The organism is Pseudomonas sp. SDO5522_S412, from assembly GCF_054071215.1.
This window is the reverse complement of the sequence record NZ_JBSVWQ010000130.1, coordinates 1-16,384: the sequence shown is the minus strand read 5'-3', so window position 1 is coordinate 16,384 and position 16,384 is coordinate 1. Positions and strand designations below refer to the sequence as shown.

Here is a 16,384-nt window from a genome sequence, read left to right as displayed (position 1 = left end):
AAATATGTCGTCTGGGCAGGCCCTTTCGCGAGCAAGCCCGCTCCCACATTTTGAACGCATTCCTCCAAGATAAACGCAATCAAATGTGGGAGCGGGCTTGCTCGCGAAAGCGGTTTATCAGGCGCCGGACTTCCCCGGAATCATCCACACCAGCCCACTCGCCTTCGCCCGCTCATGGCACAACCCCAGCACTACCCGGCGCTCGGTATTGTCCATGCGACTCCAGCGGGTAATCTCTTCCACCGTGCGCTGGCATCCCGTGCAGATATCATCGTCATCCAGCGCACAAATGCTCACGCACGGCGAGGCGACGGGTCGTTCTACCGGGTTCATTCTTCCTGCTCAACCAGATCACGGGCATACCGCTGGGAGTTATGCACATAGTGCGCAGCGCTGGCCTCGAGCATTTTCTTCTGCACGTCGGTCAGTTCCCGCACCACCTTGCCCGGCGAGCCCATCACCAACGAACCATCGGGAATTTCCTTGCCCTCGCCGATCAGCGAATTGGCGCCGATGATGCAGTGCTTGCCGATCTTCGCCCCGTTAAGAATCACCGCATTGATGCCAATCAGGCTGTAATCGTCGACGGTGCAGCCATGCAACATGGCGTTATGGCCGATGGTCACGCCGGTGCCGAGGGTCAGCGGGTAACCCATGTCGGTGTGCATCACGCTGCCGTCCTGCACGTTGCTGTTCTTGCCGATCAGGATCAGTTCGTTGTCGCCGCGCAACACCGCGTTGAACCAGACGTTGGCGCCCTCCTCCAGTTTGACCTTGCCCACCAGCGTGGCATTGGGGGCCACCCAGCTGTTGGGATGGGTTTCGACTCGGGCGTCGCCCAGGCGGTATTTCATAGGTGGATCCTCACGGCAGGAACGATGGCCATCTGGCTCTTAGGTATTGATGAAGCTTTTCGGCGGTCGATGCAGGCTGATGTCGGCATCGTCATAGAGCAGATTGATCAGCTCGACGATCATGATCGCCGTCAGGCCCCAGATCTTGTATTCGCCAAACCGGTAACTGGGCACGTACCAACTGCGGCCCTGGTAATCGATACGGTGGGTATGTTCGCGCGGGTCCTGGCGAAAAAACTCCAGGGGCACGCTGAAAACAGCGGCGATCTCGGCGTCATTGGCCAGGTATTCGACGTAATCGGGGATAACGCCTACATAAGGCGTGACACGGATACCGTGCAGGGAAATCAGCGGGCTCAACGGGCCGATGACTTCCACCAGGCCCGGCGGCAGGCCGATTTCTTCTTCGGCTTCGCGCAGCGCGGTAAAGATCAGGTCCGGGTCTTCCGGGTCGCGGCGCCCGCCAGGGAACGCCACTTCGCCGCCATGGGTGGATAACCCGCTGGCGCGCAAGGTCAGGATCAGCTCGGGTTCGTCACTGCGGGTGATCGGCACCAGTACCGCCGCTTCCGGGAAACGACCGTCGGTCTCCAGCGTGTGGGGCGTATGATTGCTTACCCGGCGAAGTAGCTCGTCCAGCATGAGTCATCTCGGTCTGTTGGCTACCTTGCATCATGCACCAAACCTTGCGCACGCCCAACCCCAAAACCCTGGCCATGTCGCTAAACGACAACTTGCAGCCCATACCCGGTCACGCCAAGATAGGCGCACTCTCCAGGAACCCCAGCATGAACTTCTGCAGCCAGTGCGGTAAACCGGTCACCCAGCGCATTCCCGAAGGCGACGCACGCTTGCGTTATGTCTGCGATCACTGTCAGACCATTCACTACCAGAACCCCAATATCGTCGCGGGCACCGTACCGGTGTGGGGCGACCAGGTGCTGCTGTGCCGGCGCGCCATCGAGCCGCGCCTGGGTTTCTGGACCTTGCCCGCCGGCTTTATGGAGAACGGCGAGACCGTCGAGCAGGCCGCGATGCGCGAAACCCTGGAAGAAGCCTGCGCCCGGGTGCGCAACCTGAGCATCTACACCCTGATCGACGTGCCGCACATCAGCCAGGTGCACATCTTCTACCGGGCCGAACTGATCGACCTGGATTTTGCCGCCGGTCCCGAAAGCCTTGAAGTGCGCTTATTCGATGAAGCCGACATCCCTTGGTCCGAGCTGGCTTTCCGCACGGTCGGGCGTACCTTAGAATGCTTTTTTGCTGACCGCCGGCAACAGTCGTATCCGGTGCGCAGCGAATCGGTGCCGCCGCTGACCCAGTTGGCCAAATAACAATCCAGGCGGCACGTAGTCTTTTCAGGGGATACCGTTTCAATGCGTTGGTTGCTTGCTCTGATCTGCCTGTCGTTTGCCACGCTGTCGCCAGCCTCCACCCAAGTGATCCTGGGGGGCAAACCCGTCGAGAAAATCCTGGTGCTCAAGTCTGCCCATCAGTTGCAACTGATTAATGACGGCAAGCCCCTCAGGACCTACCGCATTTCCCTGGGGAAGAACCCCAAGGGCACCAAGCTGATGGAAGGCGACCGCCGCACCCCGGAAGGTTTCTACTGGATCGACTGGCGCAAGACCAGCGACCGCTTCAACCTGGCCATGCACATCTCCTACCCCAATATCAGCGATTCCGCGCGCGCCCGCCGCGAAGGGGTCAAGCCCGGCAGCATGATCATGATCCACGGCACCCCCGACGCCGAGGACTACCCCGAAGAGCTGTTCCACACCCTGGACTGGACCGACGGCTGCATCGGCATGCGCAATGTCGACATGCGCGAAGTCTGGAACCTGGTGAAAGACGGCACGATGATCGAGATTCGTCCGTAATTTCCTGCCCCTCGTAAAATAATTCAAAAAAAATTCCCGCCCCATGGGTGGCCTGCCGGTGAATACCAGTTCACCTCGGCAAGCTGCGCGCTTCTGCCTGAAATAAAGACCTCTCTAATACCACTTGAACTGGCGCACTATTAAGGCGCCCGCAAACGCTCGCCGGCACTGTTTTCGCTGCATTGACATGGTATTTAAGTGGTATTAGCTTGCGATCACTACCGGGCGACAACACTCCAATAACCGCATCGGAAACCGACACGATGAACCCCATCCTGGCCCTGCGCCCCGACGATAAACAATCGACGCCGCTGTACCTGCAACTGGCCCGCAACCTCGAAGCCGCGATTCATGCCGGCCAGTGGAAATCCGAGCAGGCTTTGCCGTCGGAACGTGCCCTCAGCGAGCAACTGAGCATTTCCCGGGTGACCGCCCGCAAGGCGCTGGAAGTGCTGTTCGAACAAGGCCTGATCCGTCGCAGCCAAGGCTCCGGTACCTTCATCACGCCACGCCTGGAACAACCGCTGTCGCGCCTCTCGGGCTTCAGCGAAATGCTCCGGCTCAAGGGCTTTGTGCCGACGTCCCAGTGGCTGGAGCGCGACATCACCCCGCCGACCCATGAAGAATTGATTCGCCTGGGCCTGTCACCCAGCGACAAAGTCGCGCGGCTCAAGCGTTTGCGTAAGGCCGACGACACGGTGATGGCGATTGAAATGACCGCCATGCCCGCCTCCGTCCTCCCCCACCCGCAGGCCATCGGCAATTCGCTGTACGAATACCTGGAAAGCATCGGCAAGCCCATCGTGCGCGCCCTGCAACACATCCAGGCGATCAACGCCTCGGACGAGTTCGCAGCCCTGGTGGGCATCGCCCCCGGCACCGCCATGCTGCTGATGACCCGGGTGGGCTACACCGCCGACAACACCCCGATTGAAATCACCGACACCTACTGCCGCAACGACTACTACGACTTCGTCGCAGAACTGCGCCGCCACGACTATTCCGCTGAACTGCGAATTTAGAGAACTGCCCATGTCCGAAGACAATATCCTCACGCCACACGGCTGGATTCGCGGCCGCCTGGTGCACCAGCACGGCAAGGTCACTGCCGTAGAAGGCAGCCCGTGCAACCCGGCTGACAACGACCTGCCGTACCTGCTGCCAGGCTTTATCGACCTGCACGTGCACGGCGGTGGCGGCAAAGACATCATGGAAGGCACCGACGCCTTCCACACCATCACCCGCACCCACGTGCGGTTTGGCACCACCTCGCTGCTGGCCACCACCATGACCGCGCCGGTGGATGAGATTTCCCGCGTGCTCGGCGAAATCGGCACCTATTGCGAAAGCCGCCCGACCGGCACCGCTCGTGTCCTGGGCGTGCACCTGGAAGGTCCCTACATCAATCCGGGAAAACTCGGCGCACAACCGAACTTCGCCCACACCGCCTTGATGGCCGAAGTCGAAGAATACCTGCGCCTGGCGCCGATCCGGGTGATCACCATTGCCCCGGAAATCGCCGGCCATGACGGCCTGATCCGCGCCCTCAGCGAACGTGGCGTGCGCATGCAGATCGGCCACACCCTGGGCAGCTATGAAGAAGGTGTCGCCGCCCTCGCCGCCGGGGCCACCAGCTTTACCCACTTGTACAACGCCATGAGCCCGCTGCATCACCGCGAGCCCGGCATCGTCGGCGCGGCCCTGGCCCACGCCAAATACGCCGAGTTGATTCCCGACCTGCTGCACGTGCACCCCGGTGCCATGCGCGTGGCGCTGCGCTCGATCCCGTGCCTGTACTGCGTCACCGATTCCACCGCCGCCGCCGGCATGCCCGACGGCGAATACAAGCTGGGCAGCCACACCGTGACCAAGTGCCTGGGCGGCGTCCGCCTGGCCGATGGAACGCTGGCCGGCAGCACCCTGACCATGGACCAGGCGCTGCGCAACCTGGTGAAGATCGGCCTGCCCATCAGTGAAGCCTCACAACGCCTGTCGCAATTTCCTGCGGACTACCTGGGCCTCGAAGAACGCGGTCGCCTGCAACCCGGCAGCTTTGCCGACTGCGTGCGCCTGGACCGCTCCCTGCACCTCACCGACGTAATGGTCGAAGGAGAAACCATTGACTTCAAAAATGCTTGAAGAGGCCCTGGCCTCCTGTGAGGCCGTCGAGGCTCAACTGCAACGCCTGGACCCGCTGCTGGTGGAAGTCGCCGGCCGCCTGCGTCGCCAGCCACCGCAAGTGGCGATGACCATCGCCCGTGGCAGCTCGGACCACGCCGCCAGTTACTTCGCCTACCTGACCATGCAACATCTGGGGATTCCGGTGGCGTCGCTGCCGATGTCGGTGGTGACCATGCTGCAATCGCCGCTCAAGGTCAGCGGGCAAGTGGCGTTCGGTTTCTCCCAGTCGGGACAGAGCCCGGACCTGGTCAACAGCCTGCGCCTGTTGCGCAAGCGCGGCGCCTTGAGCATCTCGATGGTCAACGCCGAAGACTCGCCACTGGAAGCCGCCTGCGAATTCCATGTGCCGCTGTGCGCCGGGCCGGAACGCAGCGTCGCCGCCACCAAAAGCTTTATCGCGACCCTGAGCGCCAGCGCCCAGCTGATCGGCCACTGGAATCAGGAAGACGAGTTGCTGCAAGCCTGTAAGGCACTGCCCGAAGGTTTGCGTGAAGCCGCCAGGCAAGACTGGAGCCTGGCCATCGACGCCCTGCGCGACTGCCAGCAACTGATGGTGATCGGCCGTGGCGCCGGTTTTGCCATTGCCCAGGAAGCCGCGCTCAAGCTCAAGGAAACCTCGGCGATCCAGGCCGAAGCCTTCAGCAGCGCCGAAGTGCGCCATGGCCCGATGGCTCTGATCGATGACAACTACCCGCTGCTGGTCTTCGCCCCACGCGGCGCCGAACAAGCCGGCCTGCTGAGCCTGGCCGCCGATATGCGCCAGCGCGGTGCCCGCGTGCTGCTGGCCGCTCCCGATGACATCGCCGAGCGCGACCTGACTCTGAGCCGCGCCGAACACCCGGCCCTGGACCCGATCCTGGCGATCCAGAGTTTCTACGTGATGGCCGCCGGTTTGGCAGAGGCCCGGGGCATGGACCCGGACCAACCGCGTCACTTGAGCAAAGTGACCCGCACCCACTGAGTTGATTGCAGCGTTTTCCTGATGAGTACCGTGCCCATGTCCCACAATAATAAAGACCTCACCCTCAGCGCTCCCCTCAGTGGGCCGGTGCTGACCCTGGGCGACGTTCCCGACGAAGTGTTCGCCAGTGGCGCCATGGGCGACGGCATTGCCATCGACCCGCTCAACGATTGCCTGCACGCGCCGTGTGATGGCGTGATCATCCACGTCGCCCGCACCGGGCATGCGCTGACCATTCGCGCCGATAACGGCGCTGAATTGCTGATGCACGTGGGCATCGACACGGTGGAATTGAATGGCGAAGGCTTTGCGCTGCTGGTCAAGCAAGGTGCGCGGGTCAGCAAGGGCCAGGCACTGGTGCAGTTTGATCTGGACCTGATTGCGCGGCAGTGCAAAAGCCTGGTCAGCTTGATCATCCTGACCAACAGCGAGCTGTTTGAGCTACGGCCGATCACCTTGAAAACAGTGAAGGTCGGCGAGCCGCTGCTGCATGTGGTTGCACGGTTGGCCGGTGCAGCGAAAGTGATTGATGAGTCGGTCACCGAAGCCAGCGCGACTATTCGCATCACCCATCGTGGCGGCCTGCATGCGCGCCCCGCTGCCTTGATCCGCAAGACTGCACAGGCATTCAGCAGCCAGTCGCAGCTGCATTTCGCTGGCAAGTCGGCTTCGTGCGACAGCCTGATCGGCTTGATGGGCCTGGGGATTGGTGAGCAGGACGAGGTGCAGGTCACCTGTCGTGGCAAGGATTGTGAAGCGGCGCTGCAAGCACTGATCGCTGCGCTGTCGGTGGAAGTTGGCGAAGCGCATCACGCTCCAGTGGCCGTCGCCCCACGCCGCGCGAATACCGAAGCCGGAGTACTGCAAGGCGTGTGTGCCGCGCCGGGGTTGGTCTGCGGCCCGTTGTTCCGCCTGAACGGAATCGAGCTGCCGGTGGACCCGGGCAACAACGCCCCGGATGAACAGCTGCAGCACCTGGACAGTGCCCTGGAACAGGTGCGTAGCGAAATCCGCCACACCCTGGACCAGGCCCGTCTGCGCAAGGATGTGGAGGAAGAAGAGATCTTCGCCGCCCACCTGGCCCTGCTGGAAGACCCTACGTTGCTGGAGGCCGCCACCGCCGCCATCGAACAGGGCAGCGCCGCCACTCACGCCTGGCGCGATGCGATCCAGGCCCAATGCGCGGTGCTGCTGGCACTGGGTAAACCGTTGTTCGCCGAACGCGCCAACGACCTGCGCGACTTGCAGCAACGCGTGCTGCGGGCGTTGCTGGGCGAGGCCTGGAATTTTGATTTGCCGGCCGGCGCTATCGTCTCGGCCCATGAGCTGACCCCATCGGATCTGCTGCAACTGAGCAATCAACACGCCGCCGGTATCTGCATGGCCGAAGGCGGCGCGACGTCTCATGTGGCGATTCTGGCGCGGGGTAAAGGCTTGCCGTGCGTGGTTGCACTGGGCACTGAATTGCTTGATGTGCCCCAAGGCCAGCGCGTGGTGCTGGATGCCGCCAACGGCCGCCTGGAGCTGACGCCGGATGATGCGCGCCACGCCCAGGTTCACCAGTTGCGCGATGCACAGAAACTGCGGCGCCAACAGCAGCACGCGCAGGCTCAAGGCACCGCCAGCACTCAGGATGGCGTGCGTATTGAAGTGGCCGCGAATGTCGCCTCCAGCGTCGAAGCCCAACTGGCCTTCGAGAATGGCGCCGATGGCGTCGGCCTGCTGCGCACAGAATTTCTCTTCGTCGACCGCCGCACCGCGCCCGATGAACAGGAGCAGCGCCAGGCCTACCAAGCCGTGCTGGATGCCATGGGCGACAAATCCGTGATCATCCGCACCATCGACGTCGGCGGCGACAAGCAACTCGACTACCTGCCGCTGCCGTTCGAGACCAACCCGGTGCTGGGCCTGCGGGGCATTCGCATGGCCCAGGTACGCCCGGAACTGCTGGACCAGCAACTGCGTGCCCTTCTCCAGGTCAGCCCGCTGGAACGTTGCCGCATCCTGCTGCCAATGGTCAGCGAAGTCGACGAACTGCTGCACATTCGCCAGCGCCTCGATGAACTGTGCGCCGAGTTGGAACTGACCCAACGCCCGGAACTGGGGGTGATGATCGAAGTACCCGCGGCGGCGCTGATGGCCGAACAACTGGCCGAGCACGCGGACTTTCTGTCCATCGGCACCAATGACCTGTCCCAGTACACCCTCGCCATGGACCGCGACCACGCCGGCCTCGCCGCCCGGGTCGATGCCATGCACCCGGCGCTGTTGCGGCTGATCGCCCAGACGTGCATCGGCGCAGCCAAGCATGGGCGCTGGGTCGGTGTGTGCGGGGCGCTGGCGTCCGACCCGCTGGCCACGCCGGTGCTGATCGGCCTGGGCATCAGCGAGCTGTCCGTCAGCCCGCCGCAGATCGGAGAAATCAAGGACCGTGTCCGTCACCTGGACGCAGCCCAATGCCGGCAACTGAGCCAAAGCCTGCTTAACCTGAGCAGCGCCAAAGCCGTTCGCCAAGCCTGTCAACACCACTGGCCGCTGAGCTGAAAACAACAAGAATAGGGAGACACGCCGTGTACCAATATTTTATCGAAGGGCTGCAACGCCTGGGCCGTGCGCTGATGCTGCCGATCGCGATTCTGCCGATCGCCGGCCTCCTGCTGCGGCTGGGCGACACTGACCTGCTGAACATCGCGGTGATGCACGACGCCGGGCAGGCGATCTTCGCCAACCTGGCGCTGATCTTCGCCATCGGCATTGCCGTGGGTTTTGCCCGCGACAACAACGGCACGGCGGGCCTGGCAGGCGCCATCGGTTACCTGGTGATGGTCTCCACCCTCAAGGTGATGGACGCCAGCATCAACATGGGCATGCTCGCGGGCATCGCCAGCGGCTTGATGGCCGGTGCGCTGTATAACCGCTTCAAGGACATCAAGCTGCCGGAGTACCTCGCATTCTTTGGTGGGCGACGGTTTGTGCCGATCGTCACCGGGTTCTCCGCGGTGGCGCTGGGGGTGATCTTTGGTTTGATCTGGCCACCCGTGCAGCAAGGCATCAACAGCTTCGGCGTGTTGCTGATGGAAAGCGGCAGTTTTGGTGCGTTCGTGTTTGGCGTGTTCAACCGCCTGCTGATCGTCACCGGCTTGCACCATATCCTCAACAACATGGCGTGGTTTGTGTTCGGCACCTTCACCGACCCGACGACCGGCGCGGTAGTGACCGGCGACCTGACTCGCTATTTTGCCGGCGACCCGAAAGGTGGGCAGTTCATGACCGGCATGTTCCCGGTAATGCTGTTCGGCCTGCCGGCGGCGTGCCTGGCGATGTACCGCAATGCACTGCCGGAGCGGCGCAAGATCATGGGCGGGATTTTCCTGTCGATGGCGTTGACCTCGTTCCTGACCGGGGTCACCGAGCCGATCGAATTCGCCTTCATGTTCCTCGCGCCGTTCCTGTACCTGGTGCATGCGCTGCTGACCGGGTTGTCGATGGCGATCACCAACATGCTCAACATTCACCTGGGCTTTACCTTCTCCGGTGGGTTTATCGACATGGTGCTGGGCTGGGGTAAATCCACCAACGGCTGGTTGGTATTCCCGGTTGGGCTGGCGTATGCGGTGATCTACTACAGCGTGTTCAACTACTGCATTCGTCGCTTCAATTTGAAGACGCCGGGGCGCGAGGATATTCAGGTCGCGCAGGCTGAGGCCATGACCGATAACCAACGGGCCGGGGCTTACATTCGGGCGCTGGGTGGTGCAGAGAATCTGCTGAGTGTGGGTGCTTGCACGACGCGTCTGCGGCTGGACATGGTGGACCGCAACAAGGCGGTGGATGCCGAGTTGAAGGCGCTGGGTGCGATGGCGGTGGTTCGACCGGGTAATGGCGGGAGTTTGCAGGTGGTGGTCGGGCCGATGGCGGACAGCATTGCCGATGAGATTCGGTTGGCGATGCCTTCGTATGTTGGCGTCACTCCGGTCGCTGCTGCACCGGTTGAGAAGAGCACGCAGGTGAACGTGCATGAGGCCGAGAAATGGCTGAATGCGCTGGGCGGTCGGGCCAATGTTTTGCAATTGGATGCGGTGGCGATGACGCGGCTGCGGGTGGAGTTGGGGGATGGTTCGGTGTTGTCGGAATCTCAACTGACGGCGCTGGGTTGCCAGGGTGTGAGCCAGCTTGAGAGTGGGGTTTGGCACTTGCTGATTGGTGACAAGGCTTCGGGGTTGGGTGAGGCGTTGGAGCGGTTGGTCAGTGGCCGTGAGGTTGGGGTAAAAGCCTGAATCCTTGCTGAGCATCAGGGCCTCTTCGCGAGCAAGCCCGCTCCCACATTTTGATCGGTGCCCGTCATGGCAACGCGGTCAAATGTGGGAGCGGGCTTGCTCGCGAATGGCCGTGACAGGCAACAAAAAACCCGCTGACCAAACTGGCCCAGCGGGTTTCTTGTTTTGCAGCCAGCGAATCAAAAATCCGCCAACTGCCACACCTCATACGCCGGTGTCTCGTACGGATGGCTCAGTTTCAACGCAGCCACTACAGCCACGATCAACTCATCCGCCACCACCAACTCAACCTTCCATTCTTCAACCACTTCAACCTGCCCCACCTGCCCGATAAACGGCTGGCTGCCGTCCATCGCGCGGAATTGGCCCTGGCCCAGTACCTGCCAGGCGCAGCTGTCGTAGTTGCCGATGCGCCCGCCGCCGGCTGCGAAGACGGCGGTTTTCACCGTCTCCACGTGGCTGTCGGGCACAAAGAAGCTGAGCTTGTACACCGCCTTAGTTCACCCAGACGCGAGCGTTACGGAACATGCGCATCCACGCGCCGTCTTCGTTCCACTCTTCCGGGCGCCACGAGTTCTGCACGGCGCGGAACACACGCTCCGGGTGCGGCATCATGATGGTGACGCGACCGTCGCGGCTGGTCAGCCCGGTGATCCCGCGCGGCGAGCCGTTCGGGTTGGCCGGGTAGCCTTCGGTGACCTTGCCGTGGTTGTCGACAAAACGCAGGGCCACAGTACCGGACAGGTCGGCTTCCAGCAGTGCTTCTTCGCTGGCGAATTCCGCATGGCCTTCACCGTGGGCGATGGCGATTGGCATGCGCGAACCGGCCATGCCTTGCAGGAAGATCGAGTTGGATTCCTGTACCTGGACCATCGCAACACGGGCTTCGAACTGCTCGGAACGGTTACGCACGAAGTGCGGCCAGAACTCGCTGCCCGGGATCAGTTCGCTGAGGTTGGACATCATCTGGCAACCGTTGCACACACCCAGGGTGAAGCTGTCGTTACGCTCGAAGAAACCCTGGAACGCGTCACGGGCACGGCTGTTGAACAGGGCCGACTTGGCCCAGCCTTCACCGGCACCCAGTACGTCGCCGTAGGAGAAACCACCGCAGGCAACCAGGCCTTTGAACTCATTGAGGTCGACGCGACCGGCGAGGATGTCGCTCATGTGCACGTCGATCGCATTGAAGCCGGCACGGTCGAACGCTGCCGCCATTTCCACCTGGCCGTTGACGCCCTGCTCACGCAGTACGGCCACTTGTGGGCGGATGCCTTTCTTGATGTAAGGCGCGGCGATGTCCTGGTTGACGTCGAAGCTGAGCTTGGTGCTCAGGCCCGGGTTGTCTTCTTCCAGGATCACGTCGAATTCCTGCTCGGCGCAGTCGGCGTTGTCGCGCAGGCGCTGGATCTGGTAGCTGGTCTCGGCCCACTGGCGTTGCAGCAGGCGGCGCTGGCCTTCAAACACGGTTTCGCCGTTGAAGACGATGTTGATTTCACCGTTGTTGATCGGCTGGCCAATCACGGCCACGCAGTCGCCCAGGCCAGCGGCGCTGAACTGTGCGAGTACGTCTGGCGTTGCGTCCTGGCGAACCTGGATAACGGCGCCCAGCTCTTCGTTGAACAGGATTGCTGCGATGTCGGCGGAAGTTTCTGCCAGGCCATCGAGGTTCAGGCTCAGGCCGCAGTGACCGGCGAAGGCCATTTCCACGGCGCTGGTCAGCAAACCACCGTCGGAACGGTCGTGGTAAGCCAGCAGGTGGCCGTCGGCGTTCAGGCCCTGGATCACGGCGAAGAAAGCTTTCAGGTCTTCGGCGTCGTCGACGTCCGGGGCCTGCTTGCCGAGCTTGCCGTGCACCTGGGCAAGGATCGAGGCGCCCATGCGGTTCTGACCGCGACCGAGGTCGATCAGGATCAGGTCGGTGGTGCCCTTGTCCATGCGCAGTTGCGGGGTCAGGGTCTGGCGAATGTCGGTGACTGGCGCAAAGCCGGTAACGATCAGCGACAGCGGAGAAGTGACGCTCTTGTCCACGCCTTCATCGTTCCAGCGGGTGGCCATGGACATGGAGTCTTTGCCCACCGGAATGGTGATGCCCAGCTCAGGGCACAGCTCCATGCCGACCGCTTTCACGGTGTCGTACAGGCGCGCATCTTCACCTGGGTGGCCAGCAGCGGACATCCAGTTGGCAGACAGCTTGATGTCGGAGATCTTGGCAATACGCGAAGCCGCGATGTTGGTCAGGGTTTCGCCGATGGCCATGCGGCCCGACGCCGGGGCGTCCAGCAGCGCCAGCGGAGTGCGTTCGCCCATGGCCATGGCTTCACCGGTGTACACGTCGAAGCTGGTGGCGGTGACGGCAACGTCAGCCACCGGGACCTGCCACGGGCCGACCATTTGATCACGGGCAACCAGACCGGTGATGGTGCGGTCGCCGATGGTGATCAGGAAGCTTTTGCTGGCAACGGCCGGGTGGTGCAGGACGCGCTCCACGCAGTCGGCGATGGCCAGGGTCGACGGGTCGAAATCGTCGCCCAGTTCGTTTTCACGCACGGCCGAACGGTGCATGCGCGGGGCTTTGCCCAGCAGCACTTCCAGCGGCATGTCCACCGGGCTGTTGCCGAAGTGGCTGTCGGTGACCGTCAGTTGCGGCTCGGCAGTGGCTTCGCCGACTACCGCAAACGGGCAGCGCTCGCGCTCGCAAATCGCCTGGAAGCGTTCGAAGTCTGCAGGACCTACCGCCAACACGTAGCGTTCCTGGGATTCGTTGCTCCAGATTTCGTGCGGAGCCATGCCCGGCTCGTCGTTTGGAATGTTGCGCAGTTCGAAACGGCCGCCACGGTCGCCATCGTTGACCAGTTCCGGGAAGGCGTTGGACAAACCACCCGCGCCGACGTCGTGGATGAAGCTGATGGGGTTCTTGTCACCCAGTTGCCAGCAACGGTCGATGACTTCCTGACAACGGCGTTCCATCTCAGGGTTTTCACGCTGTACGGAAGCGAAGTCCAGGTCGGCCGAGCTGGTGCCGGTGGCCATGGAGGAAGCGGCGCCGCCGCCCAGGCCGATCAGCATCGCCGGGCCACCGAGGACGATCAGCTTGGAGCCGACCAGAATCTCGCCTTTCTGTACGTGTTCGGCGCGGATGTTGCCCATGCCGCCGGCCAACATGATTGGCTTGTGGTAACCGCGCACTTCATCGCCACGGGGGGTGGTGATGGATTGCTCGAAAGTACGGAAGTAACCGGTCAGGGCCGGACGCCCGAATTCGTTGTTGAACGCGGCGCCGCCCAGCGGGCCTTCGATCATGATGTCCAGCGCGGTGACGATGCGCTCAGGCTTGCCGTACGGCACTTCCCACGGCTGTTCGAAGCCCGGGATCTGCAGGTTGGACACGGTGAAGCCGGTGAGGCCAGCCTTTGGCTTGGCGCCACGACCGGTTGCACCTTCGTCGCGAATCTCGCCGCCGGAACCGGTGGCTGCGCCCGGGAACGGGGCAATCGCGGTCGGGTGGTTGTGGGTCTCGACTTTCATCAGGATATGCACCGGCTCCTGCACCGCACCGTACTGGCGGGTTTCAGGGTCCGGGAAGAAACGGCCGGCGACAGAGCCGACGATGACCGAGGCGTTGTCCTTATAAGCCGACAGAACGCCTTCGCTGTGCATCACGTAGGTGTTCTTGATCATGCCGAACAGGCTTTTTTCCTGGCTCTGGCCGTCGATGTCCCAACTGGCGTTGAAGATCTTGTGGCGGCAGTGCTCGGAGTTCGCCTGGGCGAACATCATCAGTTCGATGTCGTGCGGGTTGCGCTTCAGGCCGATGAAGGCGTTGACCAGGTAGTCAATTTCGTCTTCGGCCAGGGCCAGGCCCAGCTCGGTGTTGGCGGTTTCCAGGGCGGCACGGCCACCACCGAGCACGTCAATCGCGGTCAGCGGCTTGGGCTCGGCGTGGCTGAACAGACCGGCAGCCTGTTCCAACTGGCCCACGATGATCTGGGTCATGCGGTCGTGCAGGCTGCTGGCGATCAGCTCGGCCTCGGCCTCGCTGAACTGGCCTGCTACATAGAAGGCAATCCCGCGTTCCAGGCGCTGGATTTTGTCCAGGCCGCAGTTGCGGGCGATGTCGCTGGCCTTGCTCGACCAGGGCGAGATGGTGCCGAACCGTGGCAGGACCAGGAACAAGCGGCCGTTAGGCTCTTGAACAGGAACGCTGGGACCGTACTTCAGAAGGCGCGCCAGCACTTGCTGTTCGTCGGCGGTCAAAACGCCAGTAACGTCGGCGAAGTGAGCAAATTCAGCATACAAGCCACTGACAGAAGGTACCTTCTGGCTCAGTTGCTCAAGGAGTTTGCTGTGGCGAAAGGCAGAAAGGGCAGGAGCGCCGCGCAGGATCAACATCTTCGGGACAGCCTCGGGAAGGGGGTGTGCTTTGAGGCCGTGCATTCTAGCGTAAACCGTCGCCAACGGCACCCGAAACGGCACCAGTGGCCGCAGCCGGACGTCAGTTGGCATAAATCGCACGATATCATATGGCCATACAGGCTATTCCGGGCAGTTATTTTAACCGTCACAATCGGCTGCCAAGCCCCGTTTCTGCGGGCTGCAGCCAAGGTTTACGGGCGCTAGCAGACAAGTGCCCCGCTGTCGAGATATGGCGCCGAGGGTCCTTTGCGTATACTGCGCAGATGTTCTCCCCTACTGCTTTACGCCCGCGATGCGCCAAATGGCTCTTCGTTACCGGACTCTTCCTGCTGCTCAGTGCGTGTGTGGATAAACCCAACACCCTCGAGCGAATCAAGGAGGATGGCGTATTGCGGGTGGTCACCCGAAACAGTCCGGCCACTTATTTCCAGGACCGTAACGGCGAAACCGGCTTCGAATACGAACTGGTAAAACGTTTTGCCGACGAGTTGGGGGTAAAGCTCGAGATCGAGGCGGCCGACAACCTGGATGACCTGTTCTCGCAGATCGGCAAACCCAACGGCCCGGTACTGGCCGCCGCCGGCCTGGTCAGCAGTGAGCAGCGTCGCCAGCAAGTGCGTTTCTCCCACCCTTATCTGGAAGTCACCCCGCAGATCATCTACCGCAACGGCCAGTCCCGGCCGACCACCGCGGCAGACCTGGTGGGCAAGAAGATCATGGTGCTCAAGGGCAGCACCCACGCCGAGCAACTGGCGCAGCTGAAAAAACAGTTTCCCGGGATTGAATACGAAGAGTCCGACGCCGTTGAGGTGGTCGACCTGCTGCGCATGGTGGATGAGGGCCAGATCGACCTGACGCTGGTGGACTCCAACGAAGTGGCGATGAACCAGGTGTACTTCCCCAACGTGCGGGTGGCCTTTGACCTCGGTGACGCCAGCCATCAAGCCTGGGCGGTTGCCGCCGGTGAAGACAACAGCCTGCTCAACGAGGTCAACAACTACCTCGACAAGGTGGAAAAGAACGGCACGCTGCAACGCCTGAAAGATCGCTATTACGGGCACGTCGATGTACTCGGCTACATGGGCGCCTACACCTTCGCCCAGCATCTGCAGCAGCGCCTGCCCAAATACGAGAAACACTTCCGGGCCTATGCCAAGGAAGAAAAGGTCGACTGGCGCCTGCTGGCGGCCATCGGCTATCAGGAATCACTCTGGCAGCCGGCGGTGACCTCCAAGACCGGCGTGCGCGGCCTGATGATGCTGACCCAGAACACGGCGCAGGCCATGGGCGTGTCCAACCGCCTGGACGCCAAGCAGAGCATCATGGGCGGCGCCAAGTACCTGGCCAAGATCAAGGATGAGCTGGACGACAAGATTGCCGAGCCGGACCGCACCTGGTTTGCCCTGGCGGCGTACAACGTCGGCACCGGGCATTTGGACGACGCGCGCAAGCTGGCCGAAAAAGAAGGCCTGAACCCGAACAAGTGGCTGGACGTGAAGAAGATGCTGCCGCGCCTGTCGCAGAAGCAGTGGTACAGCAAGACGCGTTATGGCTATGCCCGTGGCGGTGAGCCCGTGCATTTTGTGGCGAACATCCGGCGTTACTACGACATTCTGACGTGGGTGACGCAGCCGCAGCTGGAAGGCAACCAGGTGGTCGAAGGCAACCTGCATGTGCCGGGTGTGGACAAGACCAAGCCGACGGAAGAAACCCCGCAGCTGTAATCCCCCGATTCTCCAAACACCACAAAACCAATGTGGGAGCGGGCTTGCTCGCGAAGGCGGTGGTTCAGCCAGCACATGGATTGACTGA

General features: G+C 62.2%; 13 protein-coding genes. 8 read left to right on the top strand and 5 right to left on the bottom strand.

The features are described from left to right. Window positions 1-117 precede the first annotated feature (117 nt). The 3 genes from ACW9I6_RS22160 to ACW9I6_RS22150 are packed head-to-tail and all read right to left on the bottom strand — an operon-like array spanning window position 118 to window position 1,496. Window positions 118-333: a DUF1289 domain-containing protein gene (locus tag ACW9I6_RS22160; RefSeq protein ID WP_003209601.1), complete on the bottom strand. Its 216-nt coding sequence runs from the start codon at window positions 331-333 to the stop codon at window positions 118-120. Beyond that, window positions 330-854 carry a gamma carbonic anhydrase family protein gene (locus ACW9I6_RS22155; protein ID WP_003209603.1) on the bottom strand — a complete coding sequence of 175 codons (525 nt, stop codon included), beginning with the start codon at window positions 852-854 and terminating at the stop codon, window positions 330-332. Before ACW9I6_RS22155 ends, ACW9I6_RS22160 begins: the two co-directional genes overlap by 4 nt. A gap of 39 nt (window positions 855-893) precedes the next feature. Then, on the bottom strand, window positions 894-1,496 hold the full coding sequence (locus tag ACW9I6_RS22150) for a CoA pyrophosphatase (protein ID WP_003209605.1): 603 nt from the start codon (window positions 1,494-1,496) through the stop codon (window positions 894-896). Window positions 1,497-1,642: 146 nt separating this feature from the next. Here ACW9I6_RS22150 and ACW9I6_RS22145 point away from each other — a divergent pair, with 146 nt between their 5' ends. The 7 genes from ACW9I6_RS22145 (at window position 1,643) to nagE (ending at window position 10,156) form a co-directional block, all read left to right on the top strand. Continuing rightward, window positions 1,643-2,191 carry an NUDIX hydrolase gene (locus tag ACW9I6_RS22145; RefSeq protein WP_003209606.1) on the top strand — a complete coding sequence of 183 codons (549 nt, stop codon included), beginning with the start codon at window positions 1,643-1,645 and terminating at the stop codon, window positions 2,189-2,191. 42 nt (window positions 2,192-2,233) lie between these two features. Continuing rightward, window positions 2,234-2,737, top strand: a complete 504-nt coding sequence (locus ACW9I6_RS22140) for a L,D-transpeptidase family protein (RefSeq protein WP_003209608.1) — start codon at window positions 2,234-2,236, stop codon at window positions 2,735-2,737. A gap of 263 nt (window positions 2,738-3,000) precedes the next feature. Continuing rightward, window positions 3,001-3,759, top strand: a complete 759-nt coding sequence (locus tag ACW9I6_RS22135; protein ID WP_003209609.1) for a GntR family transcriptional regulator — start codon at window positions 3,001-3,003, stop codon at window positions 3,757-3,759. A gap of 10 nt (window positions 3,760-3,769) precedes the next feature. Beyond that, window positions 3,770-4,876 carry an N-acetylglucosamine-6-phosphate deacetylase gene (gene nagA / locus ACW9I6_RS22130; RefSeq protein WP_087695120.1) on the top strand — a complete coding sequence of 369 codons (1,107 nt, stop codon included), beginning with the start codon at window positions 3,770-3,772 and terminating at the stop codon, window positions 4,874-4,876. Then, on the top strand, window positions 4,857-5,879 hold the full coding sequence (locus tag ACW9I6_RS22125; protein ID WP_023659131.1) for an SIS domain-containing protein: 1,023 nt from the start codon (window positions 4,857-4,859) through the stop codon (window positions 5,877-5,879). Before nagA ends, ACW9I6_RS22125 begins: the two co-directional genes overlap by 20 nt. Before the next feature lie 36 nt (window positions 5,880-5,915). After that, window positions 5,916-8,423: a phosphoenolpyruvate--protein phosphotransferase gene (gene ptsP / locus ACW9I6_RS22120; RefSeq protein ID WP_457339834.1), complete on the top strand. Its 2,508-nt coding sequence runs from the start codon at window positions 5,916-5,918 to the stop codon at window positions 8,421-8,423. A gap of 74 nt (window positions 8,424-8,497) precedes the next feature. Continuing rightward, window positions 8,498-10,156 carry an N-acetylglucosamine-specific PTS transporter subunit IIBC gene (gene nagE, locus ACW9I6_RS22115; RefSeq protein ID WP_457339835.1) on the top strand — a complete coding sequence of 553 codons (1,659 nt, stop codon included), beginning with the start codon at window positions 8,498-8,500 and terminating at the stop codon, window positions 10,154-10,156. 179 nt (window positions 10,157-10,335) lie between these two features. On the opposite strand, the gene ACW9I6_RS22110 is transcribed toward nagE, so the two are convergent. Together ACW9I6_RS22110 and purL are read right to left on the bottom strand one after the other, a co-directional pair. Then, window positions 10,336-10,647, bottom strand: a complete 312-nt coding sequence (locus ACW9I6_RS22110; RefSeq protein ID WP_087695123.1) for an NGG1p interacting factor NIF3 — start codon at window positions 10,645-10,647, stop codon at window positions 10,336-10,338. Window positions 10,648-10,651: 4 nt separating this feature from the next. Next, complete coding sequence (gene purL / locus ACW9I6_RS22105; protein WP_177008153.1) at window positions 10,652-14,548, bottom strand: phosphoribosylformylglycinamidine synthase; 3,897 nt, start codon at window positions 14,546-14,548, stop codon at window positions 10,652-10,654. Window positions 14,549-14,835: 287 nt separating this feature from the next. On the opposite strand from purL, the gene mltF reads away from it, so the two are divergent. Continuing rightward, window positions 14,836-16,296, top strand: a complete 1,461-nt coding sequence (gene mltF, locus ACW9I6_RS22100; protein WP_008438264.1) for a membrane-bound lytic murein transglycosylase MltF — start codon at window positions 14,836-14,838, stop codon at window positions 16,294-16,296. Window positions 16,297-16,384: the final 88 nt, after the last annotated feature.